At 76.4% G+C, this 24,243-nt stretch carries 17 protein-coding genes; 11 read left to right on the forward strand and 6 right to left on the reverse strand.

Annotation, left to right across the window (positions count from 1 at the left end; translation table 11 throughout):
• Nucleotides 1-9 precede the first annotated feature (9 nt).
• From ASF50_RS06195 to ASF50_RS06220, 6 genes are all read left to right on the forward strand, one after another.
• Nucleotides 10-1,866 (forward strand): 6-bladed beta-propeller, encoded by a 1,857-nt coding sequence (locus ASF50_RS06195; protein WP_056903798.1) that lies wholly within the window; start codon nucleotides 10-12, stop codon nucleotides 1,864-1,866.
• On the forward strand, nucleotides 1,856-2,890 hold the full coding sequence (locus ASF50_RS19240) for a hypothetical protein (RefSeq protein WP_056903799.1): 1,035 nt from the start codon (nucleotides 1,856-1,858) through the stop codon (nucleotides 2,888-2,890). The genes ASF50_RS06195 and ASF50_RS19240 overlap by 11 nt, the downstream gene beginning before the upstream one ends.
• A 68-nt stretch (nucleotides 2,891-2,958) precedes the next feature.
• Nucleotides 2,959-4,491, forward strand: a complete 1,533-nt coding sequence (locus ASF50_RS06205) for a lipid II flippase MurJ (protein WP_162242366.1) — start codon at nucleotides 2,959-2,961, stop codon at nucleotides 4,489-4,491.
• Entirely contained in the window at nucleotides 4,488-5,924 is a 1,437-nt protein-coding gene (locus ASF50_RS06210; RefSeq protein WP_156718123.1) for an O-antigen ligase family protein, read from the forward strand. Before ASF50_RS06205 ends, ASF50_RS06210 begins: the two co-directional genes overlap by 4 nt.
• Before the next feature lies 1 nt (nucleotide 5,925).
• Nucleotides 5,926-7,185 (forward strand): glycosyltransferase, encoded by a 1,260-nt coding sequence (locus ASF50_RS06215; RefSeq protein ID WP_056903802.1) that lies wholly within the window; start codon nucleotides 5,926-5,928, stop codon nucleotides 7,183-7,185.
• On the forward strand, nucleotides 7,182-8,489 hold the full coding sequence (locus ASF50_RS06220; RefSeq protein WP_056903803.1) for a glycosyltransferase family 4 protein: 1,308 nt from the start codon (nucleotides 7,182-7,184) through the stop codon (nucleotides 8,487-8,489). The genes ASF50_RS06215 and ASF50_RS06220 overlap by 4 nt, the downstream gene beginning before the upstream one ends.
• On the opposite strand, the gene ASF50_RS06225 is transcribed toward ASF50_RS06220, so the two are convergent.
• From ASF50_RS06225 to ASF50_RS06235, 3 genes are all read right to left on the reverse strand, one after another.
• Nucleotides 8,479-9,993, reverse strand: coding sequence for a hypothetical protein (locus ASF50_RS06225; RefSeq protein WP_056903804.1), 1,515 nt, complete (start codon nucleotides 9,991-9,993; stop codon nucleotides 8,479-8,481). The genes ASF50_RS06220 and ASF50_RS06225 overlap by 11 nt on opposite strands.
• Nucleotides 9,994-10,070: 77 nt before the next feature.
• The gene (locus tag ASF50_RS06230; RefSeq protein WP_056903805.1) at nucleotides 10,071-11,120 is read right to left on the reverse strand and encodes a sulfotransferase; all 1,050 of its coding nucleotides are present in this window, start codon (nucleotides 11,118-11,120) and stop codon (nucleotides 10,071-10,073) included.
• Nucleotides 11,117-12,295, reverse strand: coding sequence for a hypothetical protein (locus ASF50_RS06235; RefSeq protein ID WP_056903806.1), 1,179 nt, complete (start codon nucleotides 12,293-12,295; stop codon nucleotides 11,117-11,119). The genes ASF50_RS06230 and ASF50_RS06235 overlap by 4 nt, the downstream gene beginning before the upstream one ends.
• A 145-nt stretch (nucleotides 12,296-12,440) precedes the next feature.
• On the opposite strand from ASF50_RS06235, the gene ASF50_RS06240 reads away from it, so the two are divergent.
• The 3 genes from ASF50_RS06240 to ASF50_RS06250 are packed head-to-tail and all read left to right on the forward strand — an operon-like array spanning nucleotide 12,441 to nucleotide 17,799.
• The gene (locus ASF50_RS06240) at nucleotides 12,441-13,376 is read left to right on the forward strand and encodes a sulfotransferase family protein (RefSeq protein ID WP_056903807.1); all 936 of its coding nucleotides are present in this window, start codon (nucleotides 12,441-12,443) and stop codon (nucleotides 13,374-13,376) included.
• A 10-nt stretch (nucleotides 13,377-13,386) separates the two neighbouring features.
• Nucleotides 13,387-14,262, forward strand: a complete 876-nt coding sequence (locus ASF50_RS06245) for a sulfotransferase family protein (RefSeq protein ID WP_082502814.1) — start codon at nucleotides 13,387-13,389, stop codon at nucleotides 14,260-14,262.
• Nucleotides 14,263-14,301: 39 nt separating this feature from the next.
• On the forward strand, nucleotides 14,302-17,799 hold the full coding sequence (locus ASF50_RS06250; protein WP_056903809.1) for an Ig-like domain-containing protein: 3,498 nt from the start codon (nucleotides 14,302-14,304) through the stop codon (nucleotides 17,797-17,799).
• Nucleotides 17,800-19,010: 1,211 nt separating this feature from the next.
• Here ASF50_RS06250 and ASF50_RS06255 read toward each other — a convergent pair.
• Nucleotides 19,011-19,871, reverse strand: coding sequence for a sugar transferase (locus ASF50_RS06255; RefSeq protein WP_056903810.1), 861 nt, complete (start codon nucleotides 19,869-19,871; stop codon nucleotides 19,011-19,013).
• Between the two features lie 115 nt (nucleotides 19,872-19,986).
• Nucleotides 19,987-20,643 (reverse strand): response regulator transcription factor, encoded by a 657-nt coding sequence (locus ASF50_RS06260; protein ID WP_228942452.1) that lies wholly within the window; start codon nucleotides 20,641-20,643, stop codon nucleotides 19,987-19,989.
• Nucleotides 20,644-20,996: 353 nt separating this feature from the next.
• On the opposite strand from ASF50_RS06260, the gene ASF50_RS06265 reads away from it, so the two are divergent.
• Nucleotides 20,997-21,668 (forward strand): response regulator transcription factor, encoded by a 672-nt coding sequence (locus ASF50_RS06265; RefSeq protein WP_162242272.1) that lies wholly within the window; start codon nucleotides 20,997-20,999, stop codon nucleotides 21,666-21,668.
• 18 nt (nucleotides 21,669-21,686) lie between these two features.
• Here the strand turns inward: ASF50_RS06265 and ASF50_RS06270 are convergent, their stop codons facing one another.
• The gene (locus tag ASF50_RS06270) at nucleotides 21,687-23,438 is read right to left on the reverse strand and encodes a GAF domain-containing sensor histidine kinase (protein ID WP_056903811.1); all 1,752 of its coding nucleotides are present in this window, start codon (nucleotides 23,436-23,438) and stop codon (nucleotides 21,687-21,689) included.
• 149 nt (nucleotides 23,439-23,587) lie between these two features.
• Between ASF50_RS06270 and ASF50_RS06275 the strand changes: the two genes are divergently transcribed.
• On the forward strand, nucleotides 23,588-24,241 hold the full coding sequence (locus ASF50_RS06275; protein WP_056903812.1) for a response regulator: 654 nt from the start codon (nucleotides 23,588-23,590) through the stop codon (nucleotides 24,239-24,241).
• The last annotated feature ends 2 nt before the right edge of the window (nucleotides 24,242-24,243 follow it).

Genomic DNA, 24,243 nt, shown 5'->3' on the forward strand with positions numbered 1-24,243 from the left:
GTCGTCACCGTGTCCCGTCCCACCCCGTCGCGCCGGCGGCGCCGAGGCGCCGCGGCCCTCGTGGCGGTGGTCGCCGCCCTGGCGGCGGTCGCTGCCGGCACGCTCAGCCTGCCCCTGCCACCGGCGCAGGCCGCGGTCACCGCCACCTGGGTGCGCCAGATCGGCGGTCCGGGCCACGCCGGGCTCTACGCCTGGGGCGCGGCCACGGCCCGTGACGGGTCGATCCTGGTGGGCGACTACAACAACTACGACGTCAAGCGCTACTCACCCGACGGCGAGCTGCTCCAGGTGATCGGGGGCAAGGGGAGTGGGCCGGGGCAGACCAACCAGCCCTACGGCCTGGCCGTCGACCCCACGTCCGGCGTGCTCTACGTCGCCGACACCGTCCCGCGCGAGATCGAGGTCTACGACCCCGACGGCACCCCGCGGGCGACGTGGGACATCGACCCCACCGGGGGCTACTACACGACCCGGCTCGCGGTGAACCACGACGGCTGGGTCTACGCCGTCAACTCGCAGAGCATCAGCCGGACCAGCCCGCACACCGTCAACGTCTACGACCGCACCGGGGCCTTCCTCTTCCGCTTCGGCCGCACGGGCACCGGGCCGGGGGAGACCCTCGGCCTGCGCGGGATCGCGATCGGCCCCGAGGAGCAGGTCTTCGTGCTCGACGCGGGCAACCGCAGGGTGCTCGTCTTCGACCGCGACGGCGCCTACCTGCGCACCTTCGGCACGCCGGGTGCCGGACCCGGCCTCCTGGGCGGCGACCTGCGCGGGCTCGCCCTCGACCTCGACAACGGCTGGGTCTACGTCAGCGACGCCTCCGACGGCACGGTGGAGAAGCTCACCCTCGACGGCACACCGGTGGCCACCCTCACCGTGCCCGGCCCCGACCCGGGCACCACCGGCGGGCCCCGGGAGCTCACCGTGGGGCTCGACCACGCGCTCCACGTCATGGACTACACCGGTCAGCGGGTCCTGGTCTTCAGCCCGTCTGGTGCGCTGGTGCGCGAGGTGCCGGCGGTGCCCGAGCCCGCGCCGCCCGGCGGCTTCAACCAGCCCGAGGGCGTCGCGGTCGACCAGGGCACCGGTCAGGTCTTCGTCGCCGACACCTTCAACCACCGCGTGCAGCGCTTCGGGCGCGCGGGGGGCTACCAGACCTCCTGGGGCTACCGCGGCCGCGGCACGGGCACGGCCATGGACTACCCCCGCGGCGTCGGCGTCGATCCCGCCGACGGCACGGTGTGGCTCAACAACACCCGCTCGGCCGACGTCAAGCACTACACCGCCGACGGTGGCCCCCTCGGCTCCTTCGGCAGCCAGGGAGCCGCTCCCGACCAGCTCTACTACTCCCGCGGGATCCACGTCGGCACCGACGGTCTCCTCTACGTGCCCGACTCCGGCAACCGTCGCCTGCAGGTGCTGACCCGCTCCGGCGACCTGGTCTGGTCGGCGCCGTGCGGCCAGGGCGCCCTCACCGGCAACTACGTCCTCTTCGGCTGCACCTCGGTCGACCGCGACGCCGCCGGCAACGTCTACGCCGCCGCACCCACCGAGGACGTGGTCTACAAGTTCTCCTCCACCGGTGTGCTGCTCGCGAAGCTCGGCAGCCACGGCACGGGGCCCGGGCAGCTCGACGGCGCCTACGGCGTGGCCGTGCGCGGCGACCGGCTCTTCGTCTCCGAGACCGACAACAACCGGATCAGCGTGCTGAGCCTCGACGGGGCCTTCGTGGGCTCCTTCGGCGGACCCGGCCGCGCCCACGGCCGCTTCCGACGGCCCACCGCGCTCGCCCTGGATCCCCAGGGCCGGCTCTACGTCACCGACACCGGCAACGACCGGGTGGAGGTCTTCCGTGTGTCCTGACCCGCTGTCCCACTCCCACGCCCCCCTCGAGACCGCGTCAGGGCCCGTCCACGCCCTCGCCGCCGCGCCGCTGCCCGAGGATGCCTCGCCGGCCGCGCGGCTGCGCGCCCGCGCGGGCCGCCACGTGGCCTGGGCCCGCCGCGACGGTCTCGGCCGCCTCGTGGAGGAGGACGGGCTCGACCCGCGCGAGCGGCTGGCCGGGGCGGTGTCGGCGTACCGGTGGCGGCGGGCGCACCCGCGCCCGGCCGGCTCGGCGCGCGCGGTGCTCGTGGTGGGGGTGCAGCGCTCGGGCACCAACATGGTCGTGCGCGGCATCGAGCGCGACCCCTCGGTCGAGGTGCACAACGAGAACGACCGCCGCGCCTTCGCCCGCTTCCAGCTGCGCGACGACGCGGTGGTGCGCGGCGTGGTGGGCGACAGCCGCCACGCCGTGGTGCTGCTCAAGGCGCTGTGCGACAGCGACCGCACCGCGCAGCTGCTCGACCGGCTCGGGCCCGAGAGCCGCGCCGTGTGGGTCTACCGCGACGTCGACGGTCGCGCCGCCTCGGCGGTCGCGAAGTTCGGCGACGTCAACCGCCGCGTGCTGGCCGAGATCGCCGCCGCGGCGGCCGAGGGGCGCCGGACGGGCCGCTGGCAGGAGCGCGGCCTCTCGCCGGCCTCCCTCGACCTGGTGCGCTCCCTCGACCCGGCCCGCCTCGACCCCTGGTCGGCCGCGGCGCTCTTCTGGGTGGTGCGCAACCGCCTGCTGCTCGAGGGCGGCCTGCACCGGCGCCGCGACGTGCACGTGGTCTCCTACGAGCGGACCGTCGCCGACCCCGAGCCGTCGGTGGGTGCCATGGCGCGCTTCCTCGGCCTCGAGCCGGCCCCGGGGCTGTGGTCCCACGTCGACGCGCGCAGCGTGCGTCCGCGCCGCCTCGACCTCGACCCGCGCGTCCGAGCGGCGTGCACGGCGCTGGAGACCGACCTGGCCGCCGCGGCCGACGTGTCGCTGCGGCGGCAGGCCCCGCGGGACCCCCGGCGGTGAGGGTGGGTCCTGGGTCGGTCGCGCCTGCGACCGCGGTCGCGGGGGCGCCCCCGACCGGCACGCGCGGCGTGGCCCGCCAGAGCACGCTCAGCGGCTCGGTCGCCACCCTCGCCCTCGGCGCCGGGCTGCTGCTCGACGTCGCGGCGGCCGCCGCCTTCGGGGCCGGTCGCGACACCGACGCCTTCGTCGCCGCCGCGCGGCTGCCGCTGGCCGGCACCGCCGTGCTCCTCCTGCTCGGCAACCAGGTGCTGGTGCCGACCTTCGCCACCTGGGCGGTGACCCTCGAGGCACGGCGGATGCGACGCCTGGTGACGGGCACCCTGCTGGGGGCCGTGGGCATCGGCGCCGCGCTGGCCCTGGCCCTCGGCGCGCTCGGGCCGCTGCTGGCCCGGGTGCTGGCGCCGGGCTTCGACGCCGAGCAGACCGCGCTCACCGCCTCGCTGCTGTGGGTGATGGTCTGGACGCTGCCGCTGGCGGCCGGCTGCGAGGTGCTGCGCTCGTGGTTCAACGCCCGCGCCCAGGTCGTGGTGCCCGCCGCCATGACGGTGGTGATGAACCTGGTGGCCGCCGGCCTGGTGCTCACCTGGCCCGGTGACGTCCGGGTGCTGCCGCTGGCCTACGTCGTCGGCTCGGCCTGCCAGCTGCTGCTGGTGCTCGCCTGGGCGGTGGTGCGGGGCTTCCGGGTGGCCCGCCCGCGCTGGCGCGACCCCGAGCTGGTGGCGCTGCCGCGTCTGCTGGCCCGGCCCTCGACCGCGGCCGGGCTCAACCCGCTCGCCCGCGTCGCCGAGACCGCCATCGCGTCCTTCCTGGCCCCCGGGTCGGCGACGGTGCTGCACTACGGCAACCGGCTGGTCTCCGCCGTCGGCGGCACGGTGCTCTTCCGCTCGGTGATGGTCGCGGTGCTGCCGCGGCTGACCCGGGCCCAGGTCGCGGGCCGCCGCGACGAGGCCGCCGCCCTGGCCACCCTCGGCCTGCGGCTGATGGTGGCGGTCTCGCTGCCGCTGACCGCGCTCACCGTCGTGCTCGCCGTGCCGGGCGTGGAGCTGCTCTTCGGCCTCGGCCGCTTCGGGGAGTCCGACGCCCGGCTGCTGGGGCTGTGCGTGGTCGTGCTCGCGCTGTCCTTCCCGGCCTCGGCGGTGCAGCGGGCGCTGCTGGCGCCCTACTACGCCGCGCGCGACACGCGCGTGCCGCTGCGCAACGCGGTCGTCGGCGTCGCCGTCGACCTGGCGCTGCTGCCGGTGGCGGTGCTGCCCCTGCTCGGCACGGGCTACGAGGTGCTCGGCGTCGCCGCCGCCTTCGTGGCGGGCAACGTCGCCAACGTGGTCCACGCCCACCACTGCCTGGTGCGCTCCGAGCTGCCCCGACCGCGGCTCGACGCCGCGGCGCTGCGCGGGTCGGTGCTGGGGGCGCTCGCGGTCGCCGCGGCCGCCGGCGCGGCCTGGGCGCTCGGCGGCGGTCTCGCCCCGCTGCTGCCGGGCTCGGCCCTGCGCCTCGTGGTCGCGGGCTCGGCCGGCGTGGTGGTCCTCGTGCTCACCGTCGTCGTGCAGCGCCGTGCCTCGAGCGGCGGCCGCCACCGGCGCACCGGGGGGGCCGGGTCGTGACCGGCCTGGTGGTCGGCCTCGGCGTGGTGCTCCTCGTGGGCCTCGCGCTGCGGCGCATCGACCTCTTCGTGCTCGTCGTCCTGCTCGTGCGCACCTCCCTCGACGCCGTGCGGGTGCCGGGGCCGGCCGGCCTCGACCCCGCCGCGCTCCTGGGCATCCTGCTGCTGGGCACCGCCTCGACCTGGCTGCTCGCGACCTGGCGCCGCGAGGGCTGGCCGCGGCTCTCCCCGCTCGCCCTGGCCTCCCTGGCCTTCGCCGGGGCCGGCCTCGTCGGCGTCGCGGTGGCCCCGGCGTACGCCGTGGCGCTGGTGGAGTGGACGAGGCTGGCCAGCATCGCGGTGACCCTGCTGGTGGTGGAGCGCCTGGCCGCCTCGGCGACCTTCCGGCGCCGTCTCGTGCTCGTGCTGCTGCTGGCCGCGGTGGTGCCGCTCTCGACGGCCGCGGTGCAGGTCGTGCGCGGCGAAGGCCTCTTCGAGGCGGGCGGCTTCGACCGGGCGGTCGGCACCTTCACCCACCCCAACCCCTTCGCGGCCTACCTCTCGATCGTGGTCGTCGTGGCGCTGGCCCAGGTCGTGCACCGCAGCGAGACCCGGCTGCGCCTGGTCTGCGCCGCCGTGGCCGTGCTCGCCTCGCTCGGCCTCCTGGCCACCTACACCCGCGGCGCCTGGCTGGCCGCCCTGCTGGGCGTCGCGGTCGTGGTGGCGCTGCGGCAGCGCCGGCTGCTCCTCGGCGTGGCCGGGGCGCTGGTCGTCGTGCTGCTGCTCGTGCCCGGCATCGCCCAGCGCTTCGGCGACCTCGGCGACGAGGAGAGCCTGCGCGGCGAGCCGGGCAACTCGTTGACCTGGCGCTTCGAGTACTGGTCGGAGGCGCTCGACCTGGCCTCGGAGAGCCCCGTCACCGGCATCGGTCTCAAGCAGGTCGCGGGGGAGAGCCTCGAGGGCAAGCAGCCCCACAACGACTTCCTGCGCGCCTACGTCGAGATGGGCCTGCTCGGGCTGCTCGCCTTCACGCTCTTCGTGGCGCAGCTCGTGCGCACCGCCGTGCGCGGCTGGGCCCGCGCCCGGGGCGGCCCGGTCGCCGACCGTGCCCTGGCCGCGGCCTTCGCGGGGGTCGCCGCGGGCTACGTGCTGATGAGCGCCGTGGCCAACCTGATGTCGCAGGTCGTGGTCGGGGTCTACCTCGCCGCGCTGGCCGGCTGCGTCTCGGCGCTGGTGCAGCGCGGCACCGACCCGGCCCTCGACCCGGCCTTCGGTCCGGCCCTCGACCCGGCTCTCGACCCGGCGCTCCACCCCGCCCTCCACACCGGACCCGTCCCCAATAACGAGCACGGCCGGCCGCCTCGCGCCGAGGAGGACCCCGCCGGCGGCACGGTGGAGCCCGGCACCGGCCGTCGCGCCAGCGCGGCCGGGGAGGCCGTCACCGGGGGAGAGTGAGATGCGCGTCCTGCACGTCAACAAGTTCCTGCACCGCCGCGGCGGTGCCGAGGGCTACATGCTCGACCTGGCCGAGCTGCAACGGGTCGACGGCCACGAGGTCGCCTTCTACGGGATGCAGCACCCCGACAACGACGTCGCCTCGGTCGGCCGCCCACCGCGCCACGTGGAGTTCGACCCGGCGCCCTCCGGCACGGTCGCCCGCCTCGGGCTGCTCGGGCGCATGGTCTGGTCGGTGCCCGCGGCCCGCGGCATGGCGGCGGCCATCGAGGAGTTCCGCCCCGACGTCGTGCACGCCCACAACGTCTACCACCAGCTCTCGCCCTCGGTGCTCCACGCGGCCTCCTCGCGCGGGGTGCCGGTCGTGCTGACCCTGCACGACTACAAGCTGGTCTGTCCGACCTACCGCTTCCTCGACCACGACGCGCCCTGCACCGCGTGCGTGACGCGCGGCCCGTGGGAGGCCGCCCGGCGCTCCTGCCAGGGCGGCTCGCGCGCGGCCAGCGCCGCCGCGGCGCTCGAGGTCGACCTGCACCGCCGCTTCGGGGCCTACGACGCCGTCGACCGCTTCCTGGCCCCCAGCCGGTTCCTCGGCGACCAGGTGGCCGCCGCCGGCGTGCAGGCGGGCCGCGTGCGCGTGCAGCCCAACTTCGCGGTGCTCGGTGCGCCTCCGGAGGGCCCGCCCGCCGACCCGAGGCTCGTGGTGGCCGCGCGCCTGTCCAGCGAGAAGGGCGTGGACACCCTGGTGCGCGCGGTGGGCGCCCTCGACCTGGCCACCTCCGGTGTCGCCGGGGCCGCCGGGCAGCCCACGGGGCCGGTGCTCGACGTCGCCGGCGACGGGCCCGCCCGTGCCGAGCTCGAGCGGCTCGCCGCGGCCGTCGCCCCGGGGCGCGTGCGCTTCCACGGTCGTCTCGCGCGCGAGGAGCTCCACGCGCTGATGGCCGGCGCCACCGCGTCGGTCGTGCCCTCGCGCTGGCACGAGAACCAGCCGCTGTCGGTGCTGGAGTCGCAGGCCCTCGGGGTGCCGGTCGTGACGACCACGCTCGGCGGGCTGCCGGAGCTGGTCGACGAGACCACGGGCTGGCTCGTGCCGCCCGACGACCCCGCCCGGCTCACCGAGGTGCTCGGCGCGGTGCTCGCCGACCCCGCCCGCGCCAGGCGCCGCGGCCTGGCCGGGAGGGCCCGGGTCGCCCGCGACCACGACCCCCGCACCCACCTCCGCTCCGTCGTCCGGCACTACCAGGAAGCAGGTGCGTCATGACCGTCGTCTCCAGCCGCCCCGGCACGCCCCTCACCCTCCCCGCCCCGAGCGCACCGGGAGCCGCCGGAGCGCCGGCGGGGCCCCGTCGCGACCCGCGCGGCCCGCTGCGCATCGCCATGATCGGGCAGCGCGGGCTGCCCGCGCGCGCCGGTGGCGTCGAGCGCCACGTCGAGGAGATCGCCACGCGGCTGGCCGCCCGGGGCCACCACGTCACCGTCTACTGCCGACCGGGCTACGCCGAGCGCACGACCCGCAGCTACCACGGGGTGCACCTGGCCTCGCTGCCCACCGTGCGCCACGCCGGGGGAGAGGCCTTCGTGCACAGCGCGCTCAGCGCGCTCGTCGCGGCCGGCGCCCACCTCGACGTGGTGCACTACCACGCCCTGGGTCCCGGCCTGTTCTCCCCGCTGACCCGCTCGCTGAGCCGCGCCGCGGTCGTGCAGACCGTGCACGGTCTCGATGACCAGCGCGACAAGTGGGGCGGTGGGGCGCAGCGCGTGCTGCGTGCCGGCCGGACCCTGTCGGCCCACGTGCCCGACGAGGTGGTGGTGGTCTCCCGCGCGCTCGCCGAGCACTACCGCGACGAGCTGGGCCGCTACACCACCTACATCGGCAACGGCGTGCCCGTCGTGCCGACCGCCGACCTCGACCTCCTCGCCGGCCTCGGCCTGCGCCCGGGCGGCTACGTCGCGTTCGTCGGGCGCCTGGTGCCGGAGAAGGACCCGCTCGGCCTGGTGCGCGCCTTCCGCGACGTCGCGACCGACCAGCGGCTGGTGCTGGTCGGCGACAGCAGCCACACCGACGCCTACGTCGAGCAGCTGCGCGCGGCCGCCGCCCTCGACCCCCGCGTGCACCTCGTCGGCTACCAGTACGGCGCCCACCTCACCGCCCTGCAGGCCGGGGCCACGCTCGTCGCCCAGCCCTCGCTCCTCGAGGGCCTGCCGATCGCCCTGCTCGAGGCCGCCGCGCACGCCCGGCCCGTCGTGGCCAGCGACATCGCCCCGCACCTGGAGATCCTCGGCGGCTCCGCCCCGGGGCGGGCAGTCTTCCGGGCCGGCGACGGCGACGACCTGCGCCGGGCGCTGCAGAGCGAGCTCGACCGGCCGGCCGCCACCCGTCAGGCCGGCGCCGACCAGCTGCGCGCCGACGCCGTGCGCCGCTACGACTGGGACGTCGCCGCCGACCTGCTGGAGGCCGTCTACCGCCGCGCCCGCGCCCGCCGCCGCGGCCCGGTGGGCCCGGTGGGCCCGGTGGGCCCGGTGGGTCCTGAGGCCGCGGTCCGGGCCCCGGCGCTCAGCGGATAGGGCCGGGGGAGCGCACCAGGACCGGCGCGGCCCCGACGTCGGACCCCACGGGGAGCCGGCGACCGGTGGCTGCGCGCAGCCGCCACGCACGCGGCGCGGGGCTCGGGCCGGTCTCCGACCACACCACCGCCCGCCACGGCCGCGGCGACCCGGCCGGCCCGGCGAGCCACCGCACCCCGCGCAGCCCGCGCCGCTCCCGCACCGGGGCCACGGTGCCGGGCCGGGCGCCGGCGAGCGCCCGCGCGAGCACCGCCCAGCCGCGTCCGGCCGGCAGCACGCGGCCGTCGGGGCGGGTCAGCCCACGGAAGACCTGGGCGTCCGCATCGGGGGTCCAGGCCACGGGCAGCTGCACCACCACGCGCACCCCGGAGCCCAGCAGCAGCGCGGTCGAGCGCCACAGGTCGCCGGCCTGCCGGCGGGCGTCCCACCGCGGGCCGGGCCAGGCGGTGCCGACCTCCCACGCCTCGACGCGGGCGCCGGACGGGAGAGCGCCGCGCACGGCCCGCAGCGCCTGGGCCAGCGCCTCCGGCGCCTCGTAGAAGTGCAGCTGGTAGGCGTCGACGACCCCGTCGCGCACCAGCGCGAGCGCGTGGCGCCAGGTCTGCCGGGCCCGCCGGGCGGGCTCGCTGCGCAGGACCGCCGCGAGGCCGTCGCGCCCCCCGACCCGCTCGACCGCGGGCCACCGGCTGGCGCCGCCCTCGATGCGGCGCCCGTAGTGGAGCCGGTACGCCGCCAGGGCGGCCCGGTCGCGGTCGCGTGCCAGCAGCCGGGCGGCCAGCACGACGCCGTACCCGGTGCTCGACAGACCGGAGTCGAGCACCCGCGCGCGGGGGTCGGCGGCGCGCACGACGGGCGCGACCCGGCGCACGAGCCGGTCGTAGGCGGCGGGGGAGGCGGCCCAGAAGCCGGTCACGTCGGTCTCGTTCTCGACCGCCCACACGTGCACGCCCCGCGCGGCGTAGCGCTGCACCACCCGCCGCACGAGCGCGAGGTAGGCGTCGAGGTCGCGCGGCGGGGTCGAGGTCTGCTTGCCCGCCGCCTCGTCGCCGACCCGGCCGGGGGGCAGCGGCACCCGCGGCGGGGTGGTGCCCCAGCACTGGCCGGTGCGCAGCTTGAGCATCGGGGCGTGGCCGAGGGTGACCGCGTCGGAGACCAGCGCGTCGAGACGGGTCCAGTCGAGGACCCCGGGGCGGGGCTCGAGGTCGCACCACTCGACCTCGGCGAAGGTGAGGCCCGCGGGGAAGTCGGCGACGTAGCCGAAGGTGCCGGGCTGGGCCCGGCTCCACTTCAGGCCCAGCCACCCGGCCGCGCCCGCCCTGACCCGGGCGTCGGGGTCGACCGGGAGCACCGGGGCGGGCGTCGCGGAGCCGGTGGTGGTGGGCCGGCCCCCCGGAGGACCCGGCGTCCCTGTCGCGCCGGGCAGCGCGGTCGGCGCGGCCGGCTCCCGGGCGGCGGGGTCGGTCCCGCCGCAGCCGCCCAGCGCGAGGGCGACGACGAGCAGCACGCCCGGTGACGCAGGCCGACCCGGTGCCGCGGGCCGACCCGGTGCCGCGCAGACGCCCCCGAGGGCCCGGCGCCGGCTCACCGCCCCGGGGCGCCGGGGCGCAGCCGGTAGCCGTAGCGCCGCAGGGTGCCCCGGGTGAGGGCGGTGACGGCGCGCTGCTGTCCCTGCGGCATCGAGCGCCGCCACTCGTCGTCGAGCGTGAGCGGCACGAGGCCGCTGCGCATGCGCGCGGGGTTGCCGGCGACGGTGTGGTGCACCTTGACCCGCGCCACGCCCGGCTCGGGCAGCAGCGCGCCGAGGTCGCCGCCGTCGAGCCCGAGGGTGCGCAGCACCCGGTCGAGCTGCTCGCGCGGCTGGGCGAGCAGGTCCTCGTAGGTCAGCCGCACGTAGCGCGCGGACCCGGCCGGCACGAGGGTCTCCATGCCGCGGTTCCACAACAGCCACAGCGCCGCGCTCTTCCACGCGCCCCGCCGCTCCATCAGGGCGCCGGCGCCGAGGTCGGGCTGGGCCCGCACACGGGTCCAGGAGTACGCCGCGGCGCGCGGGTCGCGCACCAGGTGCACCACGAGGGGCTCGACGTCCTCGAGGGCGTCGAGCACGGCGGCGTAGGTGGGCAGCTTGGAGGAGTCCACGACCACCGAGGCCCCGGCCACGGCGGCGGCCGCGGCGTAGAGACGCCCGGTGAGGCGCTCGAGCTCGCCGTCGGGGCGCAGGGAGACCCGCGCCCGCTGGTGCACGACGTGGGTCGGCAGCGTGCGCAGGCGGGTGCGCCCGGTGAGCTCGACGTGCATCCGGGCGGCCAGGGCCCGTCGCTCCGCGCCGGGGCCGGGGCCGAGGGCGAGGTCGAGCACCTCGCCCCACCACGGACAGGCCGAGAAGGAGGCGCCGCACCCGCAGAGGCGGTCCTGGAGCAGGCCGCGCTCCCACACGAAGCGCATCTCGCCGACGCTGACCCAGCCGTCGACACCGCCGAGCAGGTTGGCCAGCACCGTGCTGCCGCTGCGCCCGGTGCCGGCGACGTAGAGCACGCGGGTCGGTCCGGTGGTCGGTCCGGTGGTGGGTCCGGTGGTGGGTCCGGTGGTGTGGCCGGTGGCCGGCCGCGGGCCCGCGGCGGGCTCGACGCTCATCGCCGACCGGCCGGGGTCGGGGTGCGGGGGCCGTCGTGCTCGGGGTCGCGGCCGGGGTCGGCCGCACCGGGTGCGGGCGGGGCGGAGACGGGACGCCGACGGCGGGCCCGCCGGGTCTCGCGCCGGGTGGTGGACGACGTGGCCTCGTCGCGGACCGACCCGGGCCCGTCGGCCCCGTCCTGGCCGTCTGCGCCGTCCGCGCCGTCCGCGCCGTCCGCTCCGTCGTCCAGCGCCTCGCCGCGCCCGGCGCGGTGGGTGCGCGGGCGGTCGCGCAGCAGTCCCGCGGCCAGCACGACGGCCGCGGCCAGGGCCAGGCCGCCGACGGTGCCCGTCACCCCGGCGCGCACGAGCAGGGTGCGGCGGCTCTCGGTGACGGGGTCGCCGACGTCGAGGGTCTCGGGCTGCACGGCGGCGTCCTGGCGCACCAGCACGGCGTCGAGCTCGGCACGGGCGTCGGCGCGCAGGGCGCGGGAGCGCTCGACCTCGTCCTGCACCGGCTCGTAGCGGTCGACGGCGGTGCCGATCCGGGCCAGGTCGGCCTCGGCGCGGTCCAGGGCCTCCTGCAGCGCGGCGGCCCCTGCGCCGCCCACCGTGCCGTTGGCCAGGCCGGTGGTCAGCGCGACCCGCAGCTGGGTCGCCTCGCTCTCCTTGGCGCGGTAGGCCTCGATCGGCAGCAGCAGCCCCGAGCGCTCGGTGAGCCCCTCGCGGCGCTCGAGCGCGTCGGCGTAGCGGGCGTCGGCGCGGTCGAGCCGGGCCTGGGCGATGCCCACGGGCGCGACGTAGAGCTCCTGGGCCGTGCTGCGCACGAGGGCCTCGACGACGGCCGCGACGTCGGTGCCCGGCGGGGTGCGCACCTCGACGTCGAGGAGGTTCGAGGTGCCGACGCGCTCGGCGGTGACGTCGCGGTCGACGACCAGCTCGACGCCGACGGCGTCGCCGGCGTCCTGCACCGCGGTCTCCGAGACCAGCGCCGAGCGGAAGGCCTCGACGGCCTGGGCCACGGCCGAGGCGCTGGTGTCGGTCTCGGGCACGACCACGGCCACGGTGGCCAGCGAGGTCACGCGCGGGGAGTCGTCGGCGTGCACCCCCACCCACAGCGCGGCGCAGAGCACGGGGAGGACGACGAGGAGCCACCGGGCGCGGCCGGCGGCGGTGAGGAGCTCGGTCAGCTGCATGGCGCCGAACCTAGGCAGCGATCAGCGTCCCCGACCCCGCCCCGACGGGCCGTCACCACTCTTGGGGACGTGCCCGCCGGGCCCCGCTGCACGGGGTCGCGGCTCGCTTGACTCCGAGGGTCAGAACGTCCACCCGAGGAGCCCCATGACGTCGTACGCCGCAGCCCGGCCGACCCGTCCGGCCCGGCCCGACGACCGCGGTGACGCGGGGCCGCTGTTCGTGCTGGGCGCGCCGCGCTCGGGCACGAGCCTGGTCTACCGCGCGCTGGCTTTGCACCCGCGCGCGGGCTGGGTCAGCAACTACCACCGCCGGCTCCCGGCCCTGCCGGAGCTGGGGGCCCTGGGCCGCGTGGCCCGCCTCGCGCCCGAGCGGCGCCGCGCGGTGTGGTTCGGCCCCAGGGGCGACGACGCCTACCGCTACGCCTCGCGCCGCAGCCTCGCCGAGCGGTTCTTCCCGCAGCCGGTGGAGGGCGAGCCGGTGTTCGTGCGCCGCGGCGCCGTGCCCGGCGCCGCCCCCGGCGACCCCGCCGTCGACGTCGCGGGCCTCGTGCGCGACCTGGAGCGGCTGCGCCGCAGCGCCGGCGCCGCGGTGGTGGTCTCCAAGCGCATCGACCACAACCGCCGGGTGCCGCTGCTGGCCGAGGCTTTCCCGCGGGCGCGCTTCGTGGTCGTGACGCGCGACGGCCGTGCCGTCACGCGCTCGCTGACCGGCGTGGACTGGTGGCCCGACCTGGAGCTGTGGTGGGACGGCGGGGCGCGGGTGCTCGACCGGGTGGCGCAGGGCGCCGACCCCGCCGAGCTGGCCGCGCGCCACTGGCTCCACGAGACCGAGGCCCTCGACGCGGGGCTGGCCGGGCTCGACCCGGGCCGCGTGCGCCACGTGGGCTACGAGGAGCTGGTCCGCGACCCCGTCGCGGTCCTCGGCGCGACCGCCCGCTTCGCCGGGCTGGGCGAGGACGGTGCGTGGGCCGAGGAGCTGCGCCGGCTGAGCTACCCCGACCGCAACCGCTCGACACGCGAGGTGCCGGTGGGCGTGGCCCGCATCCTCGCGCCGTCGCTGGCCCGTCACGGCTACCGGTGAGGGGCCGACGGTGAGGGCGAGACCGGTCTTCGTGCTCGGCACGGGGCGCTGCGGGTCGACGCTGGTGCACGAGGTGCTGGCGCGCCACGAGGACACCGGCTTCGTGACCAACCTCGACGACCTCGGCGTGCTGCGCAGCCGCCACGCCCACAACGTCGCCTGGCGGCGCCTGCCCGCCGGGGTGACCCGCAAGGGCGGGGCGCGCTTCGCGCCGAGCGAGGCCTACCGGCTGCTGGCCCGCGAGGTGTCCCCGCTGCTCGTCGACCCCGCGCGCGACCTCACCGCCGCCGACGCCACCCCGTGGCTGCGGCGGCGGCTGGTCGACCTGGTGGAGGACCGGGCCGAGGCGCTGGGCGCCCCGGTCTTCCTGCACAAGCTCACCGGCTGGCCGCGCGCCGGCCTGCTGCTGGAGTGCTTCCCCGACGCCCTGGTCGTCGAGGTCGTGCGCGACGGTCGGGCGGTGGCCAGCTCGTGGCTGCAGATGCCGTGGTGGGACGGCCACCGCGGCGCCGGCCGGCTTCTCTTCGGCCCGCTGCGCCCCGACCTGCACGAGCTGTGGCGCGAGCACGGTGAGAGCTTCCCGGTGCTCGCGGGCCTGGCCTGGCGCTCGCTGATGGAGGCCTACGACGACGCGCGCGCCCTCGCACCGGCCGGGTCCTGGATCCGGGTGCGGCACGAGGACGTCGTCGCCGACCCGCGCGGCACGCTCGGCGCGGTGCTCGACCACGTGGGACTGGCGCCGAGCCGGTCCTTCGAGCGGGGACTGGCCCGCCACCACTTCGACCCGGCCCGCTCGGAGGCCTTCCGCGACGACCTCGCCACCGGGGACGTCGCGGCCCTGGACAAGGTGCTGGACGCCCAGCTCCTCGCCCTCGGCTACCGCTGACACCCCGGCGCCGCGGCGTCCCTCGCACCAGGAGCAACCATGACCGACCCGTCCGAGACCCGACCGCGCGCTGCGCGCCGTACGCCGGGGCGGCGCAGCCGCCTGCGCGTCGCCGCCGCCCGCCTCCTGCTCGCCCTCACCGTGGCGCTCGCCCCGGCCCTGCTGGTCGTGACGACGACCGGCTCGACCGCCGACGCCGCGGTGGCCTCGGGCCAGCAGCCCCGCTTCCTGCGCTCCATCGGCGGCCAGGGCCGCCCGGGCGTCTTCGCCTGGGGCGTGCAGTACAACCCCGTGACCGAGGAGGTGCTGGTCGGCGACTACCTCAACTTCTCGGTGCGCCGCTACGACAAGCAGGGCAACCCGCTGGGCGACTTCTACCGGCCGAACCCGCTGGGCCAGCCCTACAGCATCGCCACCGACCCCACCGACGGGGCGGTCTACGTCGCGGAGCTCAAGGACAACCCGCTCACCGCCGCGATCGCCAAGTACGACAAGGCGGGCAACTTCCTCTACACCGCCGACGCCAGCCTGAGCTCCTCGACCGGCAACCGCTTCCGTGCCTTCTACCCCGTCTGGATGACGGTGGAGGAGGACACCGGGGACGTGTGGGTGCTCGACAGCCACTACCAGAACCTGTCGGTGACCGCGAACACCCTCGACGAGGCCAACCCGCCGCGCCTGCTGCACCTGCACTTCAACGACGCCACCCAGACCGTCGACGAGCTCGGCTCGTGGGCCATCACGCCGCCCGGCACGTCGGAGACCAACCAGGCGCGCGTCTACGGCATCGACATCACCGACGACGACCAGGTCTACATGACCGACGCCTTCAACCGCCGGGCCTACGTCTACGGACGCGACGGCACCTACCTGTCGACCTTCGCCACCACCCAGACCGGCGGCGACAACCGCAGCATCACCGTCGACGACGCCTCGGGGCGGGTCTACCTCGTCGACGCGGAGAACTCCGACATCGACGTCTTCCGCCGCGACGGGTCCTACGTCGAGAGCTTCGGCGGGGAGGGGGAGGGACCGGGCCAGTTCTCCGGCGGCGGGCGCCAGGTCGACGTCGACGACGAGGGCAACGTCTGGGTCGGTGACTTCGGGGGCTTCGAGGTCGAGAAGTACACCTCCGGCGGCACCCCGCTGCTGCGGGCCCCGAGCCCGTCGCGGCGACCTCCCGTGGGCATGCTCGCGCAGCCGCGCGACGTGTCGGTCGACGACGCCACCGGCGACGTGTGGGTGGCCGACGCCTGGGCCCAGCGCTTCCAGCGGTTCAGCTCCACCGGCGCCTCCCTCGGCGCCTGGGGCCGTCGTGGACCGGGCGGTGCCTTCGACATGAACTACCCGCGCCACATCGCGGTGCAGCCGCCGACGGCCACCACGCCGAAGCGGCTGTGGGTAGTCAACGAGCGTGGCCACCACCTCCAGGTCTACAACGCCCCGACCACCGCCGGCGGCAGCCCGACCTACGTGCGCCAGGTCGGCCAGATCGGCTCCGACGACACCGACAACGGCCACTTCCGGTGGCCCGGAGACGTGGAGTTCTACACCCGACCCGACGGCCGGCAGGTGGCGATCATCACCGACCGGATGGCCGCCAGCGTCAAGATCCTCGACGCCGTGACCTTCGCCGAGCTCGACGCGAGCCCGACCCTCGACGACCCCGACGCCAACTTCATCCCGGTCACCGCGAGCGGCACAGCGGTCGACCCCTCCACCGGCACGATCTACATCGGCTCGGGGACGCGGGTGCGCACCTACGACCAGGCCGGCAACGCACTGGCCACCTTCGGCGCCTCGGGCACGGCGCTCGGCCAGTTCCGCGACATCGCCGACCTCACCTTCTGCGGCGGCCAGGTCCACATCGTCGACGAGCAGGCCGCCAAGGTCACCGTCATGAACCCCGACGGCACCTTCGTGACCCGGTGGGGCTCCACCTACGGCCAGGACCCCTACTCCTTCCGGGGCCCGGCCGGCGTCGACTGCGACGGCCAGGGCCGGGTCTACGTCGCCGACTCCGGCAACGACCGGATCCAGGTCTACGACACCGGTGCCGCGCGCACCTACGAGTCGACCGCGCCGTCGGCCCCGGTGGTGAGCGCCCCGGCCCAGAGCAGCGTGCTGCCGCTGGCCTCGGTCACCCTCACCGGCACCGCCGCCGACAACCAGTCGGTCGGCAACGTCGAGCTGTCGGTGCAGGACGCCGACACCGGGCTCTACTGGAACTCATCCGACGCCAGCTGGGACGCCGCCCCGACGTGGTCGATCGCCTCGTGGACCTCGAGCGCCGCGCCCGCGACCTCGGCGTCGTGGCGCTTCGTCTTCCCCGGGGTCGGCGCCCGTGGCCGCTACCTGGCCACCGTGCGGACCCTGGACCACAACGGCAACGTCAACGCCGGGTCCGCGGTCGTGCGCTCCTTCGCCATGACCGGCGCCACCCCGCCGCCGCTGCCGCCGCCCACCACCAACGACACCACGCGCCCCGACGGCACGCTGACCTTCCCCGCCCCACCGCCGGCCCCCGCCGCGGCGCTGCCGCTGGGCACGGTGCGCTTCGCCGGCGCCGCGACCGACAACGTCGGCGTCGCCGGCGTGCGCCTGGCCCTCAAGGACAACGCGACCGGGCGCTGGTGGAGCGGGAGCGGGTCGACCGGCTTCTCCACGGGGTACACGTCGTGGCCCGCGACGCTGGACGCGCCCGGTGCGACGAGCACCGGCTGGTCGTGGGAGTGGACGCCACGGGCGGCCGGCTCCTACACGATCACCGTGGAGGCGCGCGACGCCGCCGGGCTCATCGACGGCTCCCGGCCCTCGGTGCCCTTCACCGTGACCACGGAGGCGCCCGACACCGTCGCCCCCGACACCACGATCACCTCGCCGGAGGCGGGGGCGAGCCTGCCCAGCGGCAACGTCGCGCTGAGCGGCACCGCCACCGACGACCGTGCGGTGGCGGGCGTGCGCCTCGCCATCACCGACGGCTCCGGCCGCTCGTGGAACGGCACCGCCTTCACCACCGCGCCGGCCACCGTGGCCGCGACCCTGACGGGCTCGGGCACCCCGTCGGCCACCTGGGGCTACACGCTGCCGGGAGCACCGGCCGGCTCCTACGCCGTCACCGCGACCGCGACCGACGCGTCGGGCACGCCCGACGCCGACCCGGCCACCCGTTCCTTCACGCTGAGCGGGGCACCCGACACGACCGCACCGGTGGCACGGGTGCTCGCACCCGCCGCCACCAACGCCACCGCGTCGATGCCGTCGGTGGTGCTCTCGGGCGACGCCACCGACGCCGTCGGGGTCACCTCGGTGCGCGTCGCGGTGCAGGACACGGTCAGCAAGCTGTGGTGGAACGGCAGCGGCTGGGGTCCCTACACGACCGTCGCCGCCGGGGTCTCGCCCGGCGTGCCGACGGCCACCTGGGCCTACACCTTCGCCCCGCCCGCGGCGGGCCGCTACGGCTACCAGGTGACCGCGGCCGACGGGGCCGGCAACGTCTCCGCCCGCACGACCTGGCGCACGGTGACCCTCCAATGACCCCCGGTGACCCTCGAGGGCGCTCCGACGACGCTCCCGTGGCCGCCGCCGGCGCTCCGCCGGCGCTCCCGTGGCCGCCGGCGGTCCGCCGGTGACCCGGGCCACCTGCCGGGCCCGCTCACCGGCCTGACCGCCCGCCCCCGACCCGGGCCCACCCCTCTGGGGGGAGGGGGGTCACCCGACGACGACGCCCCACCCCGCTCACGCAGCGGGGTGGGGCGTCGTCGTTCCCGGGCCCCTCGGCGCCGTCGGAGGATCGATCCAGCGGTGCCAGCCGCCCGGCTCGGCGCGGTGCCCGCGGGTGCGGCCGGCGTCGCACCGCGCGACGGTGCCCGCGCTGACGGCGCCACATCGGTCGGTCCACGCTCGTGGCCTCGTAGGTCCTCCTGGGTGATCGGACGTCGGATCGACGGAGGACCGCTAGCGACCAGCGACCAGCGACCAGCGACCGGGCGGACCAGCGACCAGCGACCAGGCGGACCAGCGACCAGCGACCGGGCGGACCAGCGATCGGCGACCGGCCGGCGGCCGGCGGCCGGCGGCACCAAGGTGCCGGTGGCGTCGGCGCCGTCGTGGGCTCGCGTGTCCTCGGCGGGCCAAGGCGCTTCTGGGTTGAACGAACGTTCGATCAAACCAGAACCGTCAGCGGGCAGCTGTTGGCGGCACCGTGGTGTCGGTGGGTCGGTGGTGTCGTGGCTGTTCGTGGGGCTGCATGTCCTGGGCGGGCCGAGGTCCTTCTGGGTTGAACGAACGTTCGATCAACCCAGGACCGCCAGCGGGCAGCGGCTGGCGGCACCGTGGTGTCGGTGGGTCGGTGGTGTCGTGGCTGTTCGTGGGGCTGCATGTCCTGGGCGGGCCGAGGCCTTTCTGGGTTGAACGAACGTTCGATCAACCCAGAACCGTTGCCGGGCATGGGGTGGGGCATGGGGTGGGGCGGGGCAGGCGGGGGAGGGGTGTCGGTGGGGGCGTCGCCCGGGCTGCTGGTGTCCGGCGCCCGGAGCGGGTCGGGCACTGCCGGTGTGGATGAGCCTCCGGTCGCCCGGGGCCCGCCCCGGGCCGGCTGGCCAGCGGATCCGCGGGCCGGTCCGGCTGCTGGGTCCCGGAGCGGGGCGAGGTGCTGCGGGGTCGGACCGACCGCCGACCGCCGACCGCCGACCGCCGACGGCCGACCGCTCCGCCCCCGAGCGGGTGGCGGCCGTGGCTCGCGCGCGTCAGTAGGCGCCGCGGCGGCCGACGACGGCGCCGAGGGTACGCAGGAGGATCGAGGCCTCCAGGCGCAGCGACCACTGGTCGACGTAGGTCAGGTCGAGTCGGACGCTGTCGTCCCACGACAGGTCGGAGCGGCCCGAGACCTGCCACAGGCCGGTCAGCCCGGGCTTCACCCGCAGACGTCGTCGCGTCCGCTCGTCGTAGGCCTCCACCTCCGAGGGCAGCGCGGGCCGTGGTCCGACGAGGGCCATGTCCCCGCGCACGACGTTCCACAGCTGGGGCAGCTCGTCGAGTGACCAGCGCCGCAGCACGGCACCGACCCGGGTGACGCGGGGGTCGCGGCGCATCTTGAAGAGCACCCCGTTGCCCTCGTCGAGGTGGGCGACGGCCTCCAGGCGCAGCTCGGCCGCAACCTCCATCGAGCGCAGCTTCAGCATGATGAAGGGACGCTCCCCGCGCCCCACCCGCACCTGGCGGAAGAGTGCGGGGCCGGCCGAGTCCAGCCGCACGGCGACCACGAGCCCCAGCAGCAGCGGCAGCACGCCCAGCAGCAGCAGCAGCGCGGCCGCGCGACCTGCGAGGTCGCAGGCCGCCCGGCAGGCCCGGGTGGCCTGTGAGCCGAGCCACCGCTCCCCGGCGGCCAGGTCGGCGGCCAGGTCGGCACCGAGGTCGGCCACCAGCTCGGGCAGACCCTCGGGCACCAGGTCGACCAGTCCCACGTCGACCAGTCCCACGTCGACCAGTCCCACGTCGACCAGTCCCACGTCGACCAGACCACCGTCCCCCGTCACGTCGACCCGGGCGAGCTCCGCCCTCGGTGACCCGGGCTCGGGCCCGGCGTGCTCCAGCTCGATGCTCGACATCTGCTACCCCCTCGAGTCGCCCTCACGGGCCGCTCATCGCGCTCCACGCTAGGGAGGGCTCTGGGGGCGGGCATCCCGCAAATACGGCACAAATGCGGGCCGCCCCGACGCCGGCTCAGCCCACGGCGGAGTACCACCCGACACGGTGGGCGATGCCGACCGCGGAGAGCTGGGAGGAGACCCCGAGCTTGGCCAGGATCGACTTCACCTGGGTGCGCACCGTGGCCTCGGAGACCACCGACTCGCGGGCGATGTCGCGCACCAGCGAGCCGCGCATCAGCCCCTGCAGCACCTCCTGCTCGCGCGTCGTCAGCAGCTCGAGACGCCGGCGGAGGTCCTCGTGGTCGTGACGCTGCTCCTGCCACAGGCGCAGCAGCTCCTCGCGCTCGCTGACCTGCAGCACGGGCAGCCCGTGGTGCAGTCGCCGCACGACGGCGAGCAGGTCGTTGAGCGGACGGGTCTTGCTCACGACCTGCCGCGCACCGAGCCGGACGCACTCCCCCCAGGTGGCGCGGTCGGGCGAGGACGTGACGACGACGACCGGCGTGCCGGTCGCGGCGATGGTGCGCACGACGCGGGCCGCCTGGCCCAGCGGCCCCGGGTCGAGCCCGATGAGCACCATCCGCGGACGCAGCCGCGCCAGGGTGCTCGACAGCTGCCCGGGCGCGCCGGCGACGTCGTCCAGGCGCACCCGGCGCGCGTCGTAGCCCTCCACCCCGAGCGCGAGCTCGAGCGACTCGGCGAACAGGACGTGGTTCTCGATGATCAGCACGCGGAACCCACTCCGCGGCACGACAGACTGACTCACTGGGCCCCCCTCCAGCAGCCGGCACCACGCGGGCTCTCCCGGTGCGTGCGACTGGTCGGAGCCTAGGAACGGCCCTCAGGGTCCTCACAGGGACTTAGGTCCCTACCCAAGCTTGACGAGTCGACCGGTCGGTCCGCCGGGCGGCTGCGCCTGCGCGTGCCCAATAGTCAGGATGCGGGGGTGCGACGTCTCACCGGCGACCCGTCCACACCCCACTGTGGGCCCGTGACCTGCACAGACGCCGTCGTCTGCCCCACGAGACCCGCCGGCCCGGCCGGCTCCGCCGCCCCGCCCCGCTGCCGGGGAGGCGGGCAGTGGTGACGCCCTTCGTCGCGGAGGCGACGTCGCGCCCCGCCCCGTCGCGGCCGGGGGTGCTGGTCGTCGCCGACGAGGGTCTCGTGGCGGAGACGGTGGCCTCGGCGCTGCGTCGGCGCGGCTTCCTCACCGAGCACGTCGTGCTCGGGTCCGCCGCCGAGCACGGCCGGCCCGACGTCGTGCTCGTGGTGGCCGACGTGGGCAGTCCGCGGCGCCTCGGCGCCCTGCGCACCGCCGTCGCCGGCGTCGGCACGCCCTGGGTCCTGGTGACGACGACCGAGCGCGGCCCGTGGTGGGGCGCGGCTCTCGAGGCGGGCGCCAGCGAGGTCGTGGAGTGCACGTCGTCGCTGCGCGAGGTCGACCTCGCCCTGCGGCTGGCAGCGGCCGGGCACCGGTCGGTGGAGCCGCAGACGGTGGCCGAGCTGGTGGCCGCCTGGTCGCGGGTCAGGCGGGAGCGGACGTCGGTCGAGCGGCGCATCGCTCAGCTCTCGCCGCGCGAGCTGGAGGTGCTCGACTCCCTCTTCGCCGGCACCAGCGTGGCCGAGATCGCCGTCGCCGCCGGGGTGTCGGAGGCGACCGTGCGCACCCAGGTGCGCGCGGTGCTGCGCAAGCTCCACGTGCGCTCGCAGCTGGCCGCGGTGGCGCTCTACGCCGCGGTCCTGGAGGACTCGTGAGACGGCGTCGGGAGTGCCTCAGAGGGGCACCGACCACCGCACCACGACACCACCGGCCGCGGCCTGCGGGTCGCCGGGCGCCCCGCCCTCGACCGGGGCCGCGCCGCCCGCGCCGTCGTCGTCGCGGGGCACCACCTCCGCGGTCATCGACCCGCCTCGCCTCCGTGCGCGCTCGGCCATGTTGGACAGGCCGCTCCGCTCGGCGCGGGGCGTGAGGTCGACGGCCCCGCTGCCGTCGTCGGCGACCTCGACGACGAGCCACCCCTCCCGCACCGCGACGTGCACGTGAGCGGTGCCGGCGCGCCCGTGCCGCACGGCGTTGGCGAGGCTCTCGCGCACCACCGCGGCCACGTCCTGGGCCAGCGACTCCTGGGTCACGTGCTCGACCGGGCCGGCGAAGGTCGTCGCCGGGGGCACGGCGAAGCCGACCGTCGTGCCGACGACCTCGGCCACCCGCCCGCGCAGCGAGGTGGGGCGGGAGGTGGCCCCCAGCGAGAAGATGCTCTGCCGGATCTGGCTGATGGCCGCGTTGACCTCCTCGTTCATGAGGGCGATGCGGTCGGCCACCGGCCCCGGGCCGATCTGGAGCACGACGGCGTCGAGCCCGAGCCCCGCGGCGAAGAGGCGCTGGATCACGTGGTCGTGGAGGTCGCGGGCGATGCGCTGCCGGTCCTCCACCAGACCGAGGCGCTCGCGGGTGGCGCGGACCTCGGCCTGGGCCAGCACGACCCCGAGCTGGGCGGCGAAGGCCTCGGCCATCTCGATGTCGCGGCCCAGGAAGCCGCCCTCGCCCCGCTCCCGGGCCAGCACGAGCGCCGCGACCCCGCGGTCCTCGATGACGAAGGGCACCGCGAGGGCGTGGCCGAGCTCGCCCATGCCGCGGTAGCCGTGCGGCTGCAGCTGGTCGACGCCGTCGGCGGCCGCGGCGACCCCGGAGGTCACCGCCTTGCCGGCGAGGGTGCCGCACGTGGGCAGCACCAGGCCGATCGACGCCTCGGCCGCCAGCCCCACCGCGTGGGTCGTCACGAGGGTGGCCGGGTCGTCACCGGGCGCGGTCACCGCGGCCACCGCGGCCCCGGCCAGGTCGCGGGCGCCGGTGAGCAGGGCGGTGACCTCCTCGCCCTCCTGCACCGACAGGTCACGGGAGGCCTGGGCCAGCACGGAGGACCACTGCTCGCGGTAGGCCAGGTCGTCGAAGAGCCGGGCGTTGGTCATGGCGATGCCCGCGGTGACGGCGAGGGCGTGCACGAGCTCCTCGTCGTCAGCGGTGAAGGTGCCGGTGCGCTTGGCGGTGAGGTAGAGCGTGCCGAGCAGCTGCTGGCGAGGACGGATCGGCACCACGAGCAGCCCGCCCTCCGGCTCGTGCAGCTCGGGCGTGCCGCACGAGCAGTGCGGGGCGCAGGCCGCGACCAGGCCGTGGGGGTTACCGGTGGCCATCACGTCGGAGAGCAGCCGCTGGCGGTCCACCGCCCCGCCCAGGGAGCCGGTCACTCCCTCGTCGACCGCGTGGTGCACGAAGTCCTCGAGCTCGCCGTCGTCGTCCCACACCACGAGCCAGGCGTAGCGGGCGTCGACCAGCTCGGCGGCGACCGAGCACACCCGGCGTCGCACGGTGGGCAGGTCGAGCGCCGTGACGAGGTCGTGGTTGGCGCGCACGAGCGACTTGAGCCGGTCCCGCGCGCCGATCAGCTCCCCGGCGCGGTCGACCAGCTGCAGCAGCAGCGAGTCGAAGCCGAGTGCCGGCACCTCGTCGTTGTCGTCGCGATCCATCCGTCCCCCCGGCCGTGGACCGTCATCATGCACCGCGGGAGAGGACCTGTGTCGGGACTTTGGTCCCTGGTCGATCGCTGACGTCGCGGTCACACTGTGTGGCGGGAGCACCACATGCCCGTTCTCGGCCGACCTGAGGGGGGATCGCCGTGACCACACTGTTTCTGCTCGACGACCACGAGCTCGTACGACGGGGCCTGCACGACCTGCTGGAGAGCGTCGAGGGCTACTCCGTCGTGGGGGAGGCCGGCAGCGCCGCCACCGCGATGGCGCGCATCCCGGCGCTGAGACCCGACGTGGCCATCCTCGACGCGCGGCTGCCCGACGGCACCGGCATCGAGGTCTGCCGTCACGTGCGCGCGGTCGACCCGAGCATCGCCTGCCTGATGCTGACCTCCTACGACGACGCCGAGGCGCTCTACTCCGCCGTGCACGCCGGGGCTGCGGGCTACGTCCTCAAGCAGGTCACCGGCACCGAGCTGCTCGACGCGGTGGCCGTGCTGGCCGCGGGCGGCACGCTCATCGACCCCGCCCTGGTGCGCCGGGCCGCGGAGCGCACACCGGCGCCGCGGCGCGAGGTGCCGGCCGAGCTGCGGACGCTGACGGCGCAGGAGCGTCGGATCCTCGACCTGATCGCCGAGGGCCTCACCAACCGCCAGATCGGCGACCGCATGTTCCTGGCCGAGAAGACGGTGAAGAACTACGTCTCCAACGTGCTGGCCAAGCTGGGCCTGCAGCGACGGGCGCAGGCGGCCCTCCTGGCCAACCGGCTGCTGGACGACCGCCCCCAACGCGTGGGCTGAGC

Origin of the sequence: Nocardioides sp. Leaf307, assembly GCF_001423135.1 — a bacterium.
Taxonomy (GTDB): Bacteria; Actinomycetota; Actinomycetes; order Propionibacteriales; family Nocardioidaceae; genus Nocardioides; species Nocardioides kribbensis.